16 protein-coding genes are annotated in these 17,791 nt (G+C 64.0%); 8 read left to right on the top strand and 8 right to left on the bottom strand.

Going from position 1 to position 17,791, the window contains the following annotated elements:
* Positions 1-15: 15 nt before the first annotated feature.
* The gene (gene purF / locus HKD46_RS01400; protein WP_171864794.1) at positions 16-1,536 is read left to right on the top strand and encodes an amidophosphoribosyltransferase; all 1,521 of its coding nucleotides are present in this window, start codon (positions 16-18) and stop codon (positions 1,534-1,536) included.
* A gap of 89 nt (positions 1,537-1,625) precedes the next feature.
* Here purF and HKD46_RS01395 read toward each other — a convergent pair whose 3' ends face one another.
* Both HKD46_RS01395 and ascF read right to left on the bottom strand, forming a co-directional pair.
* Positions 1,626-3,056, bottom strand: a complete 1,431-nt coding sequence (locus HKD46_RS01395; protein WP_171864793.1) for a 6-phospho-beta-glucosidase — start codon at positions 3,054-3,056, stop codon at positions 1,626-1,628.
* A 31-nt stretch (positions 3,057-3,087) separates the two neighbouring features.
* Positions 3,088-4,542 carry a PTS cellobiose/arbutin/salicin transporter subunit IIBC gene (gene ascF / locus HKD46_RS01390; protein WP_171864792.1) on the bottom strand — a complete coding sequence of 485 codons (1,455 nt, stop codon included), beginning with the start codon at positions 4,540-4,542 and terminating at the stop codon, positions 3,088-3,090.
* Positions 4,543-4,795: 253 nt separating this feature from the next.
* On the opposite strand from ascF, the gene HKD46_RS01385 reads away from it, so the two are divergent.
* Together HKD46_RS01385 and miaE are read left to right on the top strand one after the other, a co-directional pair.
* Positions 4,796-5,806, top strand: a complete 1,011-nt coding sequence (locus HKD46_RS01385) for a LacI family DNA-binding transcriptional regulator (RefSeq protein ID WP_171864791.1) — start codon at positions 4,796-4,798, stop codon at positions 5,804-5,806.
* Positions 5,807-5,899: 93 nt separating this feature from the next.
* Positions 5,900-6,658 carry a tRNA isopentenyl-2-thiomethyl-A-37 hydroxylase MiaE gene (gene miaE / locus HKD46_RS01380; protein ID WP_042016277.1) on the top strand — a complete coding sequence of 253 codons (759 nt, stop codon included), beginning with the start codon at positions 5,900-5,902 and terminating at the stop codon, positions 6,656-6,658.
* Positions 6,659-6,796: 138 nt separating this feature from the next.
* On the opposite strand, the gene HKD46_RS01375 is transcribed toward miaE, so the two are convergent.
* The 6 genes from HKD46_RS01375 to pspF form a co-directional block, all read right to left on the bottom strand.
* Positions 6,797-7,582: an ATP-binding cassette domain-containing protein gene (locus HKD46_RS01375; RefSeq protein WP_039039015.1), complete on the bottom strand. Its 786-nt coding sequence runs from the start codon at positions 7,580-7,582 to the stop codon at positions 6,797-6,799.
* Positions 7,583-7,664: 82 nt separating this feature from the next.
* A complete protein-coding gene (locus HKD46_RS01370) occupies positions 7,665-8,663 on the bottom strand; it encodes an oligopeptide/dipeptide ABC transporter ATP-binding protein (RefSeq protein WP_010674529.1) in 999 nt (332 codons plus the stop codon).
* 79 nt (positions 8,664-8,742) lie between these two features.
* Positions 8,743-9,636: an ABC transporter permease subunit gene (locus HKD46_RS01365; RefSeq protein ID WP_010674530.1), complete on the bottom strand. Its 894-nt coding sequence runs from the start codon at positions 9,634-9,636 to the stop codon at positions 8,743-8,745.
* Positions 9,637-9,725: 89 nt separating this feature from the next.
* Positions 9,726-10,685 (bottom strand): ABC transporter permease subunit, encoded by a 960-nt coding sequence (locus tag HKD46_RS01360; protein ID WP_010674531.1) that lies wholly within the window; start codon positions 10,683-10,685, stop codon positions 9,726-9,728.
* Positions 10,686-10,746: 61 nt separating this feature from the next.
* A complete protein-coding gene (sapA, locus tag HKD46_RS01355) occupies positions 10,747-12,342 on the bottom strand; it encodes an ABC transporter substrate-binding protein SapA (protein WP_171864839.1) in 1,596 nt (531 codons plus the stop codon).
* Positions 12,343-12,478: 136 nt separating this feature from the next.
* On the bottom strand, positions 12,479-13,525 hold the full coding sequence (gene pspF / locus HKD46_RS01350) for a phage shock protein operon transcriptional activator (RefSeq protein ID WP_171864790.1): 1,047 nt from the start codon (positions 13,523-13,525) through the stop codon (positions 12,479-12,481).
* Positions 13,526-13,721: 196 nt separating this feature from the next.
* Here pspF and pspA point away from each other — a divergent pair, with 196 nt between their 5' ends.
* The 5 genes from pspA to HKD46_RS01325 all read left to right on the top strand — a co-directional run bounded on the left by pspA (position 13,722) and on the right by HKD46_RS01325 (position 17,725).
* Positions 13,722-14,402, top strand: a complete 681-nt coding sequence (pspA, locus tag HKD46_RS01345; protein WP_010674534.1) for a phage shock protein PspA — start codon at positions 13,722-13,724, stop codon at positions 14,400-14,402.
* Between the two features lie 3 nt (positions 14,403-14,405).
* Positions 14,406-14,642 carry an envelope stress response membrane protein PspB gene (gene pspB, locus HKD46_RS01340; RefSeq protein ID WP_005300084.1) on the top strand — a complete coding sequence of 79 codons (237 nt, stop codon included), beginning with the start codon at positions 14,406-14,408 and terminating at the stop codon, positions 14,640-14,642.
* A gap of 106 nt (positions 14,643-14,748) precedes the next feature.
* Positions 14,749-15,153 (top strand): envelope stress response membrane protein PspC, encoded by a 405-nt coding sequence (gene pspC / locus HKD46_RS01335; protein ID WP_010674535.1) that lies wholly within the window; start codon positions 14,749-14,751, stop codon positions 15,151-15,153.
* Between the two features lie 72 nt (positions 15,154-15,225).
* Positions 15,226-16,632 carry a YcjX family protein gene (locus HKD46_RS01330; RefSeq protein ID WP_134997782.1) on the top strand — a complete coding sequence of 469 codons (1,407 nt, stop codon included), beginning with the start codon at positions 15,226-15,228 and terminating at the stop codon, positions 16,630-16,632.
* Between the two features lie 49 nt (positions 16,633-16,681).
* Complete coding sequence (locus HKD46_RS01325) at positions 16,682-17,725, top strand: YcjF family protein (RefSeq protein ID WP_171864789.1); 1,044 nt, start codon at positions 16,682-16,684, stop codon at positions 17,723-17,725.
* The last annotated feature ends 66 nt before the right edge of the window (positions 17,726-17,791 follow it).

Here is a 17,791-nt window from a genome sequence, read left to right as displayed (position 1 = left end):
CGAGGTAGCAAAGACATGTGCGGTATTGTCGGTATAGTTGGCACCACCCCCGTCAATCAGGCCCTCTACGACGCCTTGACGGTGTTGCAGCACAGGGGACAGGATGCCGCCGGGATCGTGACCATTGACAGTGGAAACTTCCGGCAACGCAAGGCCAACGGTCTGGTGAAGGATGTGTTTGAAGTGCGCCACATGCAGCGCCTGAAAGGGAATATCGGCATCGGACACGTCCGTTATCCCACCGCAGGCAGCTCCAGTGCGGCAGAGGCGCAGCCGTTTTACGTGAACTCCCCCTACGGCATGGTGCTGGCCCACAACGGCAACCTCACCAACGCCAAGGAGCTCAAGGAGCAGCAGTTCAAGGTGGCCCGCCGCCACATCAATACCACCTCGGACTCCGAAGTGCTGTTGAACGTGCTGGCCCACGAGCTGGACTTGTGCGACAAGATGGCGCTGCGCCCGGAAGATATCTTCTCGGCGGTGCGCAAGGTGCACCAGCAGATCCGCGGCGCGTATGCCGTGGTCTCTCTGGTGATCGGCCACGGCCTCATCGGCTTTCGCGACCCCAACGGCATTCGCCCGCTGATCCTGGGTCGCCGGGTCGACGAGCAGGGGCAGGTGGAGTACATGCTCGCCTCCGAGAGCGTGGCCCTCGACGCCATCGGCTTCGAGACGGTGCGTGACGTCGCCCCGGGCGAGGCCATCTACATCACCGAGCAGGGCCAGCTCTTCTCCGAGCAGTGTGCGGAGAACCCGCAGATGAACCCCTGCATCTTCGAATACGTCTACTTCGCCCGTCCCGACTCCTTCATCGACAAGGTCTCCGTCTATGCCGCCCGCCTCAACATGGGTCGCAAGCTGGGCCAGAAGATCGCACGGGAGTGGGACGATCTCGACGTGGACGTGGTCATCCCCATCCCCGAGACCTCCTGCGACGTGGCGCTGGAAATCGCCCACACCCTGGATCTGCCGTACCGTCAGGGCTTCGTGAAGAACCGCTACATCGGCCGTACCTTCATCATGCCGGGCCAGACCCAGCGCAAGAAGTCGGTGCGCCGCAAGCTCAACGCCATCAGCTCCGAATTCAAGGGCAAGAAGGTGTTGCTGGTGGACGACTCCATCGTGCGGGGCACCACCTCCGAGCAGATCATCCAGATGGCCCGTGAAGCGGGGGCCGCCAAGGTCTACTTCGCCTCGGCCGCACCGGAAATTCGCTTCCCCAACGTCTACGGCATCGACATGCCCACCGCCAACGAGCTCATTGCCCATGGCCGTGAAGTGGAAGAGGTGTGCAAGCTTATCGGTGCTGACGGCCTCATCTTCCAGGATCTGGAAGATCTGGAAGAGGCGGTGCGGGAGATCAACCCCGAGCTGCGCCACTTCGAGACCTCGGTCTTCAACGGTCACTATGTGACCTCCGACGTGGATCAGGGTTATCTGGACCACCTCAATGCCCTGCGCAGCGACGACAACAAGGCCGTGCGCGAGTGGCAGGAAGGGACCAGCAACCTCGAGATCTTCAACGAAGGCAGTTAAACGTTTTCAGATTGCCAGCGTGATGAACAACAGGGGGGCCTCGGCCCCCCTGTTGCATGGATGCGCCTTGCGGCGAAACTGAGGGGGCCTCAGGCCAGATCCTCCCCGTTGCTCGCGATCACCTTCTTGTACCACCAGAACGACTTCTTGCGCCGGCGGGCCAGGGTGCCATGGCCGGCGTCGTCCCGGTCCACGTGGACGAAGCCATAGCGCTTGCTCATCTCGCCGGTGGAGGCGGAGACGAGATCGATGCAGCCCCAGCTGGTGTACCCCATCAGGGGCACGCCGTCCTCGATGGCATCCCCCATGGCCTCGATGTGGGCGCGCAGGTAGTCGATGCGGTAGTCGTCCTCTGTCTCCCCTTGCTCGTTCATTTCGTCCACCGCCCCCAGGCCGTTTTCCACCAGGAAGAGGGGCTTCTGGTAGCGATCGTGCAAGGTGTTGAGGGTGATGCGAAGGCCCAGGGGATCGATGCCCCAGCCCCACTCGCTCACCTCGATGTGGGGATTGCGCAGGGACTTGACCACGTTGGCCTCGCTGGTGTTGCCCGCATTCATGTCGGCGGCGGCGCAGCGGGAGGCGTAGTAGCTGAAGGAGACGAAATCCACGGTGTGCCTGAGGATCTCGTCATCTTCCGGCCCCTTCACCAGGGTGATCCCCTTGTCACGAAACACCCTCTGCGCATAGGCCGGATAGGCGCCCCTGGCCTGCACGTCGATGAAGAGGAGGTTCTCCCGATCTTTCTGGAGGGCGGTCCAGACGTCGGCGGGCTTGCAGGAGTAGGGGTAGAAGTTGCCCCCCGCCAGCATGCAGCCCACCTGGTTGGTCGGGTTCACCTCGTGGGCGATCCGGGTTGCCAGGGCGCTGGCCACCAGCTCGTGGTGGGCGGCCTGATACTTCACCTGATCCTGGTGTTCCCCTTGCTCGAACACCAGCCCCGCCCCGGAGAAGGGGCTGTGCAGCAGGATGTTGATCTCGTTGAAGGTGAGCCAGTACTTCACCAGGCCGTCGAACTGCTCGAAGCAGGTGCGGGCGTAGCGGGTGAAAAACTCCACCATCTGGCGGTTGCGCCAGGAGCCGTACTCGGTCACCAGGTGCATGGGCACATCGAAGTGGCACAGGGTCACCAGGGGCTCGATGTTGTACTTTCTGCACTCCTCGAACACCGCACGGTAGAAGGCGATGCCCTCGGCATTGGGCTCGCGCTCGTCCCCCCTGGGGTAGAGACGGGCCCAGGCGATGGAGGTGCGAAACACGGTGAAGCCCATCTCGGCCATCAGGGCGATGTCCTCCCGATAGCGGTGATAGAAGTCGATGGCCCCGTGGCTTGGGTAGAACTCGTCATCTTGCAGGGTGATGCGCTTCTCCTGGCCGAGTTTGACCGCCATGCGGCGCGGGCCATGGGGGATCATGTCCACCGTGGTCAGCCCCTTGCCCCCCTCGAGATAGCCGCCCTCCGCCTGATTGGCGGCCAGGGCACCGCCCCAGAGAAAGCCCTCGGGAAATCTTGTTAACGACATCTGTTACCTCTTGTCATGTCTGAATGGGGTGTCACAGTCCGGCCTGCGCCTGGCTGGTGGCGACGGGTTGCACGGGCTCGGCGCGGGGGGCCGGGCTCTCGACCGGGATGTCCTCGAACCCCATCACCAGGGTCAGCACGAAGGAGAGCACCACCGAGAGGGCCATCACGCCGAACACCCAGGCGATGGTCATGGGGTTGGCCGGATCGAAGAACTGCACGCTGGTAAAGAGCCCGGGGGCGGCCATGGAGTGGCTGGCGAGCCCCGCCATGCCGGCGACGGCACCGCAGACAAAGCCGCTGATGAGGCTCGCGATGAGCGGACGCTTGAGGCGCAGGGCCACACCGTAGAGCGCGGGTTCGGAGATCCCCGCCATGATGGCGGAGGCGGCCGCCGCGAGCGCCGTCTGGCGCAGTTCCGGGTTTCGGGTGCGCCAGGCCACCGCCAGGGACGAGCCGCCAAGAGAGAGATTGGCGCCGATTTCGGAGGGCATCACCATGCCTTCCTTGCCGGTCTCGGCGATGGTCTGGATGATGGTCGGGGTGAAGACGCGGTGCATGCCGGTCATCACCAGCAGGGGCCAGAGCGCCCCCATGATGGCCACCGACAGCCAGCCCAGGTAGTCGTGGACCGTGTAGACCAGGCCGGAGATGGCGGTGCCAATCCAGATGCCGACGGGGCCGATGAAGAGGATGGCGAGGGGCGCCGCGATCAGCACGATCAGCATGGGTTTGAGGAAGTTCTTGGTGACCGCCGGAGTGATGCGGTCGACCCAGCCCTCGATGTAGGAGAGGCACCAGGTCATCACCAGCGCCGGAATGACGGTGTAGGTGTATTTGACCGCGGTCACCGGGACCAGGGCGAAGGTCACCTGCTCCCCCTCGGCGGCTCTGGCCATCAGCTCGATGAAGCTGGGGTGCACCAGCACGCCAGCGATGGCGATGGCCAGGGACATGTTGGTCTTGAACTTGACGGCGGCGGAGGCGGCCACCATCAGGGGCAGGAAGAAGAAGGCCCCATCCCCGGCTACCGTGAGGATGGTGAGGGTCGAGGAGCCTTTCTCCAGCACGCCGGTCATCTCCAGCACCATGGCCAGCAGCTTGAGCATGGAGCCGCCGATGATGGCCGGGATGAGGGGGGACATGGTGCCGATCAGGGCGTCGAGGATGGCGGCGCCCATGCGGCGCAGGCTCCAGCCAGCGGAAGCCTCCGGAAGCGGAGTCTGCCCACCGCCCTGGGGCAGCAGGGCCAGCACCTCGCGATAGGCGTGGGAGACGGTGTTGCCGATGATCACCTGACACTGGTTGTCCGCCTGCACCACCCCGAGCACGCCAGGGATGGCCTTGAGGGCAGGGCCATTGACCCGGGCGGGATCGCCCAGCACAAAGCGCAGCCGCGTCATGCAGTGGGTCACGGCGACGACGTTGTCGGCGCCGCCGAGTGCGGTGATGACGGTACCGGCCAGAGCCGCATAGTTTTTTGACATCGAGGTAGATCCTTTTCACCAAGTGGGCCTGCTCGCCCCCGCCGCCGCGAAGGGCGGGAACGCGCATGAAACCGAATGTGGAACCGGTTCCACATAGAGTGCGCGGCCTGAGCGCGGGAGACAAGCATCTTGTGCAGCGAGCGTCCGGATCCGTGAATGGGATCACTGAACCCGGGCCTGCACGCCATTCGTGCGACGACAAGCCGGGGGCGGTGCAGTACACTGCGCCCCGTTACGAGCAAGGGAGAACACAATGACGACGATGCTGGAGGTGGCAAGGCGGGCAGGGGTGTCGAAGGCGACGGTCTCCCGGGTGTTGTCGGGCAATGGTTACACCAGCCAGGAGACCCGGGACCGGGTGCAGCAGGCCATCGAGGAGTGCGGCTATCGCCCCAACCTGGTGGCGAGGCAGCTGGCGACCAGGCACACCCGGACCCTGGGACTGGTGGTCACCAACACCCTCTACCACGGCGTCTACTTCGGCGAGCTGCTCTCCCAGGTGGCGCGGATGACCGAGGATCGGGGCCGCCAGCTCATACTGGCGGACGGCAAGCACAGCGCCGACGAGGAGCGCCAGGCCATCCAGTATCTGCTCGATTCCCGTTGCGATGGCGTCATCATCTATCCGCGCTTTCTTGGGGTGGAGGAGATGGACGAGATCATCGAGCAGCATGAGCAGCCCATCATGGTGCTCAACCGGCGTCTGAGCCGCCATCCGGCCCACTGCGTCTATGCGGACCAGCAGGCGGCGGCGGAGGCGGTGGTGGACAAGCTGGTGGCCATGGGGCACAGGGAGATCGCCTTCATCGCAGGCTCTGCGGATTCCCCCACCGGCGCCGAGCGCCTGGCCGGTTATCGGCAGGCGCTGATCCGGCACGGCATCCCCGTGCAGGAGACCTTGATCGCCCCCGGCAAATGGACCCCCGCCTGTGGCGCGGCCGCCGTCTCGACCTTGCTGGCGCGAGGCGCTCGCTTCAGCGCCTTGGTAGCCAGCAACGATGACATGGCGATCGGGGCCATCAAACGGCTGCACGAAGCCGGTGTGATGGTGCCTGACGAGGTCTCGGTGGTGGGGTTTGACAACATCCCCCTGGCCCCTTACGTCATTCCCGCGCTGTCGAGCGTCAAGATGCCGGTGAACGGGATGATCCAGGAGACCATCAACCGCCTGATCACCATGGTGGAGGAGGGGAGCCGGGACGCACTGCCCGCCTTCAGCGGCACCCTGATCCGCCGCGACTCCCTCAGGCGTCTGACGGGCTGAGCCATGATGGCGGTGGGCAGGCCGGGCGGGATCCGTTAGCATAGGCCCCCCGGCGCCAGGCGCCGCGTGTCGTATCAACAGATGAGAGTTCAGATGGATGACCTGTTAGCCCCCGTTCGCCAGTTCCTGCATTGCGAGACCCCGGATGAGTGGGTGGAAATGGCGCGGGATCCCGCCCAGTTGCCGACCCTGCTTATCGATCACGCCAACTGCGAGAACAAGGCGGCACTCACCGCCCACAGCCTGGTGCGCCGCTACTGCCTGCCCAAGGAGAAGCGTCACCTGCTGCCCAAGCTGACCTTCTACCGGGAGCTCGATGCCTTGCCGGAGAAGGCGGAGATCCTCGGCAAGCGCACCATGGGCGAATCAGACAGGAGCGTGTTTGCCGAGCTGGAGCGCAATCCCCTGCTGTTCCCCATGGTGCGCCTCATCCAGGAGGAGCTGCATCACTTCGAGCAGGTGCTGGAGATCATGGCCGCACGGGGCATCCCCTATGGTCCCGTCACCGCCTCCCGCTATGCCCGCAGCCTGCTGACTCATGTGCGCACCTACGAGCCGGCGGCCGTGGTGGACAAGATGATCATCGGTGCCTATATCGAAGCGCGATCCTGCGAGCGTTTTGCCAGGCTGGCCCCTCATCTGGACGAGGAGCTTGGCCGCTTCTATGTCTCCCTGCTGCGCTCGGAGGCGCGTCACTATCAGGACTACCTGGCCCTGGCACAGACGTTCGCAGACGAAGACATCAGCGAGCGGGTGGCCTTCTTCGGTCGCCTGGAGGCCGAGCTCATCTGTTCGCCGGATCCGCAATTCCGGTTCCATAGCGGACTGCCTGTCAGATCTGACAGTTGTTGAGGTGACGGGGGCTGCCTACCATTCCCCTGTTCCTACTACGAGCGACGCAATCACTTTTTGAGCGCAATCCCCCGGCGACTGATGAGACATCAGGCCGGGTTTTTTTATGTCTGGCGCAAGGGAAAACGCGCCGCGGGATCAGCGGCGGTATTCGTTGTTGTAGTTCTGAATGAGGCGGCGGGTGACGTCGTGCTGGGGGTCGGCGAAGACCCGCAAGGTCTTGCCGCGCTCCACCACACGCCCTTCGTGCATCACCAGCACCTCGTCGCTGATGTGGCTGACGATCCCCAGATCGTTGGCCACCAGCACATAGCTCAGCCCCATGGTCTCCTGCATCTCCAGCAGCAGGTTGATGATCTGGGAGCGTACCGAAATATCCAGGGTCGAGAGCGCCTCGTCCGCCACCACTATCTTGGGATTGAGGATGAGCGCCCGTGCCAGCCCCACCCGCTGCTGCTGGCCGGCGGAGAGCATCTGGGGATAGAAGAGGGCGTGGTCGGGCAGCATGCCCACCATGCGCAGGGTCTGGATCACCTTCTCCCGGCGCTCCTCCTCGCTCAGGGCCGTGTTGAGGCGAAGGGGGGTCTCCAGGATCTGGCCGACCCGGATTTTCCGGTTAAGGGAGGTGTTGGGGTCCTGGAAGATCATCCGCAGCAGCTTGCAGCGTGTCTGGTAATCGCCGTGGACCATGGGTTGCCCCTCGATGGCGATCTCCCCGCCACTCGGTTCAATCATGCCCGCCAGAATGCGGGCCAGGGTGCTCTTGCCCGAGCCCGCCTCCCCGACGATGGCCAGGGTCTGGCCCACCTCGAGATCGAACGAGAGGGGCTTTATCGCCTCCACCGCGCGGCGCCTGAACAGGCCGGTGCGGTTCTGGTAGGTCTTGCACAGGCCCCTGACCTGCAACAGGGAAGGTTCGGTCACGACGTGGTCTCCTTGGGTGTGCTCGCCGGATAGAGGGGCTGACGGGGCGGGCAGGTGCCCCGGATCAGGGTCTGGTGCCGGTTCATTTCTTCGGTTCTTCCATGTTGAGCGGGAAGTGGCAACTGAACTGATGCCCCTTGACCTTGCTCATCAGCGGCGTCTGCACGCACTGCTTCTGGGCGTAGGGGCAGCGTGGGCCGAGGCGGCAGCCGATGGGCAGATGCTGCAGCGGCGGTATCACCCCGGGCAGGGTCTCGAGCCGGGACTTGTGGCGCACCAGCTTGTCAAAGTCCGGGATGGACTTGAGCAGGGCATCCGTATAGGGGTGGTGAGGGGATTCCAGGATCTGGTCCCGGGTCCCCACTTCCACCATCTGGCCGCAATACATGATGTTGAGGGTGTCGGTCAGGTTCGCGATGGCGGCGATGTCGTTGCTGATGATGAGGATGGTGGTATTGCCCAGCTTGTTCATCTTGTCCAGCAACCGCAGGATCTGGGAGTGGGTGGTGGACTCCATGGCGCTGGTGGGCTCGTCCGCCACCAGCAGGCGCGGCTGGTTGGCGATGGCCATGGCGATCATCACCTTCTGGCACATGCCGTCCGACAGCTCGTGGGGATAGGCCCGCATCACCTTGCGGTGATCCTTGACCCCGACCCGGTGCAGCAGGGCGATGGCCCGCTTCTTGCGCCACTGGAAACGCTGCCAGAACTTGCCGGTGAAGGCGCTGGTGGGGATGGCCTCTTCGAGCTGGGTGCCTATCTCCTCGGAGGGGTCGAGGCAGCTGATGGGGTCCTGGAAGATCATCGCTATCTCCCGCCCCATGATGCGGCGTCGTTCCTTGGGCGCCATGGTCAGCAGGTCCATGTCGTTGAAGCGCATCCGGTCGGCGCGCACCGTCCAGTTGTCCTTCTGGATGCCGACGATCACCTTGGCCACCAGGCTCTTGCCCGAGCCGGATTCCCCCACCAGCCCGCGGATCTCCCCCTCGTTCAGGGTCAGGCTGACTCTGTCCACCGCCTTGACCTTGCCCTGGGGAGTGTCGATTTCGATGGTGAGGTTGCGTATGTCGAGCAGGGGCATCAGCAATGTCTCCCGTTCAGGGCGCAGCCGGGTCGCTCAGGGCGTCCGGGGGCGGGGATAGATAACAAGGCTGGCAACATCAGTCGTTCCCCTCTTTGAGTGCTTCGCGAATGCCTTCGCCCACCAGGTTGGTCACCAGCACGCTGAACAGGATGGCCATCCCGGGCAGGGTCACCGTCCAGGGGGCCAGATAGATAAGATCGCTCGAATCGGCCAGCATGGCACCCCACTCCGGCTGGGGAGACTGGGCCCCGAGACCGAGGAAGCCCACCGCCGAGATGTCCAGGATGGCGGCGGAGAGGGTGCGGGTGGTCTGGGTCACCAGGGTCTCGACGATGTTCGGCAAGATGGCCAGACGCATGATCCGCTGGGGCGGAGAGCCGTCGAGGCGGCTTGCGATGATGTACTCCTTCTGCATCTCGGCGTGGACCGCGTTGTAGGTGGCCCGGATGAAAGGCGGTATCAACGCGAGCGTGATGGCGATCAGGGTGTTGAACAGACCCGGCCCCAGGATGGCCACGACGATGATGGCCAGCAGCAGGGACGGGATGGAGAGCAGGGTATCGAGCAGGTGATGGAGCACGCTCGACTTCACCCCCTTGCTCATGCCGCCGAGGATGCCGATGGCCGAGCCGATGACCAGCGCGATGAGCACCACCAGCAGGGCGTTGCCGAAGGTGAGCCTGGCCCCGGCCACCAGACGGGAGAGGATGTCGCGCCCCAGATCGTCGGTCCCCAGGAAGTAATCGATGTTGCCGCTGTTGGCCCAGGAGGGGGCGAGCAGCAGGTGGTTGCTGTGCTGATCGTCGATGCCGTAGGGGATCACCAGGGGACCGATGAGGGTCACCAGCAGCAGCAGCCCGAAGCACCAGAGCCCCGCCATGGCCAGCGGGTTGCGCCGGTAGGAGGCCCAGGTCTGCTCCAGGGGGGAGAGGATCTTGAGCTCCGGATAGATGTTCGATTTATCGTGCATGATGCAGGCTCCCGTGCTGGTCGCAAGGGGATGGGCACGCCTGTGCGCCGGTGGCCCATGGGCCGCCGTGGTTCATCCACAGACCGCAATCAATCTTGTCTTGCATAGAGTTCTTTACGCCGTGCCGGATACATGATGGTGGTCAGCAGATCGGTGCTGACGCTGATGAAGATGACGAAGCTCGCCACCACCAGGAAGGCGCCGCGGATGGCGGCATAGTCCTGCAGCGCGATGCTGCTCACCAGCCAGCGGCCGATGCCGGGCCAGTCGAACACCACCTCGGTGATCATGGCGGATGTGAGCACGCTGCCAAGTTGCAGCCCCAGCAGCGGCAACACCGGGGGCAGGGCGTTCTTGAGCCCGTGACGCCAGACGATCTGGCGGCGGGAGAGTCCGCGGCTGGCGGCAGCCTTGATGTAGTTCTGTTTCATCACGTCGATGAGGGAGCTGCGCACGTGGCGGATCACCTCGGTGGTGGGCACCACGGCCAGCACCAGGGAAGGCAGTACCAGATGGCGCAGGGCGTCGTGCAGGGCCGCCTCCCGCCAGGGCTCCTGGCTCATCAACACATCGACGATGGCGATCCCGGTGATGGAGGGCACGTCGTAGAGCAGGCTGATCTGGCCAGAGGAGGGGAGCCAGCCAAGATCCAGGGAGAAGAACATCACCATCAGCAGCCCCAGCCAGAAGACCGGGATGGCATAGCCGACGAGGCCGGCGGCCATGATGGAGAGGTCCGGGCTGCGCCCCTGATAGAGGGCCGCGAGGGTGCCCAGGGGGATGCCCACCAGCAGCGAGATGGCGAAGGCGGCGAGGCAGAGGGTCAGGGTCGCCGGGAAGTAGTGACGGATCTCGTCGAGGACCGGCTGGCCGGAGACGCTGGAGAGCCCGAAATCCCCGGCGGCGATGCGCTGGAGGAAGTCAGGATAGCCGTGCCAGAAATCCAGCACCTGGGTGATGAGGCGAAACTCCAGGAGGTAGGCCCCCAGAGTCAGCACCAGGAGGGTGATCACCAGCAGGGTGATGCGGCGCAGGATATAGAAAAACATGCTTATGCCTCCTGGGGACGGTGCGCCGATGGCCCGACGATGGAGTGGTTATCTTTCATGGTCACTCCCGATGTGCCTGGTTGAAGGTTGTGCCGCCAAAGGGCATCAGGGTCAGCCCCTGAATGTCGCTGCGACTCACCTGGGTTCTCAGGGCATGGGCCAGGGGAATGAGCGGCAACTGCTCGTTGAGCAGGGACTGGGCATAGTAATAGTTGCGCAGGCGGAAGGCGAGCTGCGGGGTGGTCACCGCATCGTCCAGCAGCTGATCGAAGGCGGGGCTGCACCAGCGGCTGTAGTTGTTGCCCCGCTCGACGGCGGCGCAGCTCAGCAACTGGCGGAAGAAGTTGTCCGGATCCGCGTTGTCGGCGATCCAGCCCGAAAGCAGGCTGTCATATTGTCCATGGGCGAGCCGGGTCTCGATGACCGGCCAGGCCTGCTGCACTATCTTGAGGCTCACCCCAATCTTGGCGAAATCGCTGCGCATCAGTTGCGCCGTCTTGAGGCCGTCCGGGTTGTAGGGGCGGGCGCCGGGTTGCACCAGCACCTGCATCTCGAAGCCGTTGGGGTAGCCCGCGTCCTTGAGCAACTGGCGAGCGAGCTTGAGATCCGGCTTGCGCTGGGGCAGGGAAGGGTTGTAACCCCAGGAGAGGGGCGGCAACAGGCTGGCAGCGCTCTGGCCGGTCTCGAAATAGACAGCCTGCAGCAGATTCTGCACATTGATGGCGCTGGCGAGGGCCTGGCGCACCTGCACCTTGTTGAACGGGGCCTTGCGGGTATTGAGGGCGAGGAAGGCGACGTTCATCCCCGACTGCACCGACAGATCCAGGTGGGAGTCTTTGTCTATCACCGACAGCTGGCTGGCTGAGGGGGTGCTCATCACGTCGCACTCGCCGGTCAACAGCTTGGCCAGGCGCTTGGAGGACTTGGGCGTGATGTCGTAGATGAGCTGCTCCATTCTGGCCTCGCCGCCCCAGTAGCCGGGGTGGCGCAGGTAGCGCACGAACTCGTTGTGGCGATACTCCTTGAAGCTGAAGGGGCCGGTGCCGATGGGGCGGCTGTCCAGCAGCGCCGGGGTGCCGACCCTTAGCATCTGCTCCCCGTACTCGGCGGAGAGCACGATGGCGTAGTCGCTGGCCAGGGTGGCGAGGAAGGAGGCATCGGGGCGGTTCAGCTCGAACACCACCTCATAGGGCCCCTTCTTGTAGACCCGCTTGATGAGGTTGCCGAGCCCCAGGCTGTGAAAATAGGGGTACTCGCCGCCGGAGACGGCGTGGAAGGGGTGGTGTTCGTCCAGCAGACGCTGCCAGGTGAACAGGACGTCGTCGGCATTGAAGTGACGGGTCGGGCTGAACCAGGGGGTACGGTGGAAGGTCACTCCCTTGCGCAGGGTCAGGGTATAGGAGAGGCCGTCCTCGCTGCTTTGCCAGCGGGTGGCGAGCCCCCCTTCGATGCCGAGGGTGTTGGCATTGACCTCGAGCAGGCGATCGTAGATGGGACGGGCACTGGCATCCAGGGTCGCATCCGAATTGGCAAGCTGCGGGTTGAAGGTTCGGGGTGCCCCTTCGGCACAATAGATGAGCCCGGTTTTGGAGGCTTCATCGCGTTTCTGACAGCCGCTGACCAGGACCAGGAGACCAAGCAGCAGGGGGGTGAGCATTCTCATGTTGGAACCATGTTTTCAGACAAAGTTGCCCGCCAGGGGGCGGGCGCGTTGCGGGGGGCGACCGGGCAGGCGCTCCCGTCGGGGGTGACGTGCGCCGCGTTATCCGCGCGCACAGACCCGGTGCCAGGCATCAGCCCGCCTCCTGGTTGCCACTGTTGTCATCCCCGTCCAGCAATTGATATTTGCGCAGCATCCCCCGGAACTGGTGATAGCTCAGGGCCAGCAACTGGGCTGCTTTGCGCTGATTATACTGGGATTGCTGCATCGCTTGCTTGAGTAAATTAATCTCGTACTCCGCCACCGCCCCTTTGAGATCCAGCGGCAGGGTCGGGGTCGGGGCCGTCTCTGCCGAGGTCGGCGCGTCGGTGGAAGGGGCGGCGTCACCTCGGGCACGGGGGCGCCAGGGGGAGTCAAAGGGATTGAGCACCAGATCCGCCAGCGGCAACTGGGGGTTGCCCTGGCGATAGAGGCTGCGCTCCACCACGTTCTTGAGCTCCCGCACGTTGCCCGGCCAGGGGTAATCTTGCAGCAGCTGGGTCGCCTTGCGCGAGAAGCCGGCAAAGAGCGGATACCCCAGCTCCCGGGTCATGCCGTGGGCGAAGTGCTCCGCCAGCATCAGGATGTCCTCGCGTCGCTCCCGCAGGGGGGGCAGGGTGATAACGTCGAAGGCGAGCCGGTCCAGCAGGTCGTGACGAAACCGTCCTTTCTCTGCCAGTGCAGGCAGATCCTCGTTGGTGGCGCACACCAGCCGCACATCCACCTTGAGGGGCTTGGCGCCGCCCACCCGCTCGAACTCCCCGTACTCGATGACCCGCAGCAGTTTTTCCTGCACCCGGGCGCTGGTGGTGGCCAGTTCGTCAAGGAACAGGGTGCCGCCGTCGGCCCGCTCGAAGCGCCCCTGATGGCGCTTGGCGGCGCCAGTGAAGGAGCCCGCCTCGTGGCCGAACAGCTCGGTCTCCAGCAGGCTCTCGCTCAAGGTGGCGCAGTTGATGGTGACAAAGCTTTGATCCCAGCGATCCGAGAGATAATGTAGGCGGTGGGCGATGAGCTCCTTGCCGGTCCCCCGCTCGCCGATGATGAGTACGGGCTTGCGCAGCGGCGCGAGGCGCGATGCCTGCTCGATGATTTCTAGAAATGCGTTGGATTCACCCAACAGACTTTCCGTGGCCGTGGTCATCCCTGCCCCTGTGAGTTGAAAAATCTGGTTAATCTTACCAAAAGTTGGTTATTTTAATCATCACTTGTTTCCCCGGGACTTGAATTGCATTCTGAGTGCCCATATAAATCAACAAGTTAAATATTGTTCCAGATTGGCACACAAGTTGCCATTGTCAATGGAGACACAACCCGATGCCTATCACAGGAGTACAATCATGAGCATTTTTTCTCGCCTGGCCGACATCATCAATTCCAATCTGACGGCCCTGCTCGACAAGGCGGAAGATCCCCAGAAGATGGTGCGTCTGATCATCCAGGAGATGGAAGATGAACTGGTGAAGGAGCGCTCCAATCTGGCCCGCTTCCTCGCGAATCAAAAAGAGATCGGCCGTCAGGTGAGCCGCCATCAGGAGCGGGTCGCCGAGTGGCAGGGCAAGGCCGAGCTGGCCCTGACCAAGGGGCGCGAAGATCTGGCCCGGGCTGCCCTCATCGAGAAGAGCAAGCAGGCGGAGCTTGCCGACGCCCTGTCTCGTGAACAGCAGGCGGTGGACAGCGGCATCGAGAAGCTGGGGGAGGAGATCCGTCAGCTGGAAGCCAAGCTGGAAGACGCCCGTGCCCGCCAGAAGGCGATGGCCATTCGCAGCGAAGCCGCCAGCAGCCGTCTCAACGTGCAAAGCCAGGTGGCCCGTGGCGACAGTCAGGCCGTGGTGAGCAAGTTCGAGCGCATGGAGCGCCGCATCGACGAGATGGAAGCCCGCGCCGATCTGGGGCAGTCCGACAAGGCGCTCGCCCAGCAGTTTGCCGAGCTGGAAGCGGACGACCAGATCAGCCGCGAGCTGGAAGCCATGCGCCAGAAGCTGGGCCAGCACAATCCGGCACCGAAACAGGGAGAGTAACAGATGGAAGATCTGCTGGGTGTATTGATGGTTCCCATGGTGGTCTTCATGGTGGTGGTGGCCCCCATCTGGCTGGTGCTGCACTACCGCGCCAAGGGACGCATTGGCGCCGGTCTTGCCGATGGTGAGCGTGAACAGCTGCAGGGCTTGCTGGTGCGTGCCGAGAAGATGCAGGAACGGGTCGGCGCCCTGGAGTCGATTCTGGATGCCGAGGTTCCTGGTTGGAGAAACAAGGTATGACGGTTTTCAATGAGAGATGTCATGACTGTGGCAAAAAGCCGGAGCGGGCCGAAACCGTATTGGCGTCGATTCTGGATGCGGAAGTCCCCGGTTGGAGGAACAAGATATGAACAGTGTCAGTCGTGAAGGGCGCAACCTGTACCGGGATCCCCAGCGGGGCAAGATTGCCGGGGTCTGTGCCGGTCTGGCAGAGTACTTCGGGGTGGAGACCTGGATCGTGCGGCTGCTGGCCATCAGTGGTCTCATCTTCGCCGGTTTCATCACCTTCACCGCCTATATTGCCGCCTGGTTCTTGCTCGACAAGAAGCCGGTCACCCTCTACTCCCAGGAAGATGCCGAGTTTGCAGAGGTGCGGATGAAGGCGCGCAGCTGGCAGGCAGGCGTCACACCTCATCAGGCCCTTGCCCGCATCGGCCAGGAGCTGGATGCACTGGAGCCCAGGGTGCAGCGCATCGAGAAGCTGGTGACCTCCAAGGAGTTCACCCTGCAACGGGAGTTCAGCAAGCTCTAATCGTGCCGGGCCGCGAGGATACCGCCTCGCGGCCGTCTCTCTGATGTGATCACAAGGAGAAGAAGACCCGCCTTGATACGCAACAAACTCGAACACTCCTGGTCGGTGCTCCAGCACAAGGCCGTTGACGCGGTGAACCGGGCCCGGGATCGCCACATCCGGCTGGCGGTCACCGGCCTCTCTCGCAGTGGCAAGACCGCGTTTATCACGGCGCTGGTCAATCAACTGGAGCACGCGGCCATCGACGGTCGTCTGCCACTCTGGGACGCCCAGCGCCAGGGACGCATCCTTGGTGCTCGCCGGGTGCCCCAGCAAAACGCCCACATTCCCACCTTTCCCTATGAACGGGGCCTCGATGCCCTGTTTGGCGATCCGCCCGCCTGGCCCGCGCCGACCCGGGGGGTGGCCGAGGTACGCCTCGAGATCCGTTATCGCACCCGCCATCCGCTGCGTCGGCACCTGGGGGAGATCTCCACCCTCTATGTGGATCTGGTGGATTATCCCGGGGAGTGGCTGCTGGATTTGCCGCTGCTGGATCTGAACTACGAGCAGTGGAGCGAGCAGGTGCGGGAGCAACTGTGCCGCCCCGAGCTGCAAGCCCTGGCGGCAGGCTGGTTGACGCCGCTCTGGCAGGCGGATCAAGCCTTCGAGGAGCGTGCCGCCAGCGAACTGGCCGCCCGCTACACCGAATATCTGCACGCCTGCAAGCAGGCGCTCGGGCTTCACCTCATCCAGCCCGGGCGTTTCGTGTTGCCCGGCGAGTATGCCGGTGCGCCGCTGCTGCAATTCGTGCCCTGGGTATGGGAGATGCCCACACACTCCCCCGAAGACGGCACCCTCTACGCCACCTTCAAGCAGCGCTTCGAGCAGTACAAGCAACATCTGGTACAGGGCTTCTATGAGCAACACTTTGCAGGCTTTGATCGCCAGATCGTGCTGGTGGACTGCCTGGCGCCCCTCAATGCCGGTGCCGCGAGCTTTGGTGACATGCAGCAGGCCATCGCCCGCATCATGGAGAGCTTCGCCTACGGCAAGAGCAACTGGTGGCGCCGTCTGTTCGCCCCGCGCATCGACAAGCTGCTGTTTGTGGCGAGCAAGGCCGATCACGTCACGCCGGAGCAGCACGGACCTCTGGTGTCGCTCCTGCAGCACCTGGTGAGCCGTGGCCGGGGTCAGGCCCGCTTCGAGGGGATAGAGACCGAATGCCTGGCGCTGGCCGCCATCAAGGCCACCGAGGTGGGCAAGGGGGTGGCAGACGGACGGGAATTTCCCGCCATTCGTGGCACTACCCTCTCGGGCGAGCCCTTGCTGCTCTTCCCGGGGGAGGTGCCTGCCCAGATCCCGCCTGCGCAGTGGTGGAAAACTCAAGGGTTTGATTTTCAGGCCTTTCGCCCGCTGCCCATGAGCGCTCATCAGGCGCTCCCCCATATCCGACTCGATGCGGCGCTGGAATTCCTGCTCGGGGATCACCTCGAATAACGGGTGGGTGGCCCGCTGTGCTCGAGGGGCGCCCACAGGAGAGAATGCGATGAACGATCAGACAAGATGGCGCACCGATGACGCCGCTCCTCTGCAAGGCAAGGTGACGCTGGAGCCCGCGCCTTCGATGGCAAGCGAAGCGAAGCCACCCGCCCCGGCCCGGCGGTTGGAAGAGGAGAGCTTCGAGCCTCTTGACGTGCTGGACGAGCTCACCGAGGTGGAACCCGCGCTTACCGTCAGGCCTCGGCGCCGTCATCGTCTGCTGGCCTGGGGGCTGGGCGGGGTGGGGCTGCTGTCCCTTGGCCAGTTTGGCGCTTTTCTGGTGGATCAGTTTGCCGCCTCCCCCTTCTGGGGCGGCGCCTGGTTGCTCGCCTCTGGCCTGGTGGCGGTGGGCACCGCCGCGGTGGCGGGGCGCGAATGGCTGCGGCTGCGCACCTTGAAGCGGCGCCAGGATGTGCGCTCAAGAGCCGAGGATCTGCTGGCCCATCAGGGGGTCGGTCAGGGGCAGGCCTTCTGCGAGGCCCTGGCCGAGAAGAGCGGTGACAAGGGGCGGGAAGGGTATCGCACCTGGTTATCCCAGCTTGACGAGAGCCACAGCGATCGGGAAGTGCTGACCCTCTACAGCCAGCTGGTGCTCACCGAGCGGGACAAGCTGGCCCAGGCCCGCGTCGCGAAATGGTCGGGGGAGGCCGCCGTGCTGGTGGCCCTGAGTCCGCTCGCCACCGTCGACATGATGCTGATGCTCTGGCGCAACCTGCGGATGATCGAGGACATCGCCGATGTCTATGCCATCGAGCTCGGCTACTGGAGCCGCATCCGCCTCATTCGTCAGGTGTTTCGCAACATGCTCTATGCGGGGGCCACCGAGCTGGTGACCGAGGTAGGGATGGATCTGCTGGGGGCCGAGCTGACCGCCAAGCTCTCCGCCCGCGCCGCCCAAGGGGTCGGGGCCGGGTTGCTCACCGCGCGCCTCGGGATGCGTACCATGGAAGCCTGTCGTCCGCTCCCCTGGTGTGCCGACGAGAAGCCGAAACTGGGCGAGCTGCGCAAGCGGCTGATCGGCCAGTTGGCGGGTTATCTCAACAAGTCGTGAGGTGGCTGGGGTTCGATAGAGATGTCACAAATTATTTACAATTGTCAAAAGCAGCCGACCCCGGGG

Origin of the sequence: Aeromonas sp. TW 6, assembly GCF_013168745.1 — a bacterium.
GTDB lineage: Bacteria > Pseudomonadota > Gammaproteobacteria > Enterobacterales > Aeromonadaceae > Aeromonas > Aeromonas caviae.
Note: the sequence above shows the minus strand (reverse complement) of the source record. Positions and strands in the feature narration are given on the sequence as shown.

Bases quoted from the DNA above. Each gene is read 5' to 3' on its own strand.
- purF (WP_171864794.1), top strand. From the start codon at position 16: ATGTGCGGTATTGTCGGTATAGTTGGCACCACCCCCGTCAATCAGGCC.
- HKD46_RS01395 (WP_171864793.1), bottom strand. From the start codon at position 3,056: ATGTCGTTAACAAGATTTCCCGAGGGCTTTCTCTGGGGCGGTGCCCTG.
- ascF (WP_171864792.1), bottom strand. From the start codon at position 4,542: ATGTCAAAAAACTATGCGGCTCTGGCCGGTACCGTCATCACCGCACTC.
- HKD46_RS01385 (WP_171864791.1), top strand. From the start codon at position 4,796: ATGACGACGATGCTGGAGGTGGCAAGGCGGGCAGGGGTGTCGAAGGCG.
- miaE (WP_042016277.1), top strand. From the start codon at position 5,900: ATGGATGACCTGTTAGCCCCCGTTCGCCAGTTCCTGCATTGCGAGACC.
- HKD46_RS01370 (WP_010674529.1), bottom strand. From the start codon at position 8,663: ATGCCCCTGCTCGACATACGCAACCTCACCATCGAAATCGACACTCCC.
- HKD46_RS01365 (WP_010674530.1), bottom strand. From the start codon at position 9,636: ATGCACGATAAATCGAACATCTATCCGGAGCTCAAGATCCTCTCCCCC.
- HKD46_RS01360 (WP_010674531.1), bottom strand. From the start codon at position 10,685: ATGTTTTTCTATATCCTGCGCCGCATCACCCTGCTGGTGATCACCCTC.
- sapA (WP_171864839.1), bottom strand. From the start codon at position 12,342: ATGCTCACCCCCCTGCTGCTTGGTCTCCTGGTCCTGGTCAGCGGCTGT.
- pspF (WP_171864790.1), bottom strand. From the start codon at position 13,525: ATGACCACGGCCACGGAAAGTCTGTTGGGTGAATCCAACGCATTTCTA.
- pspA (WP_010674534.1), top strand. From the start codon at position 13,722: ATGAGCATTTTTTCTCGCCTGGCCGACATCATCAATTCCAATCTGACG.
- pspB (WP_005300084.1), top strand. From the start codon at position 14,406: ATGGAAGATCTGCTGGGTGTATTGATGGTTCCCATGGTGGTCTTCATG.
- pspC (WP_010674535.1), top strand. From the start codon at position 14,749: ATGAACAGTGTCAGTCGTGAAGGGCGCAACCTGTACCGGGATCCCCAG.
- HKD46_RS01325 (WP_171864789.1), top strand. From the start codon at position 16,682: ATGAACGATCAGACAAGATGGCGCACCGATGACGCCGCTCCTCTGCAA.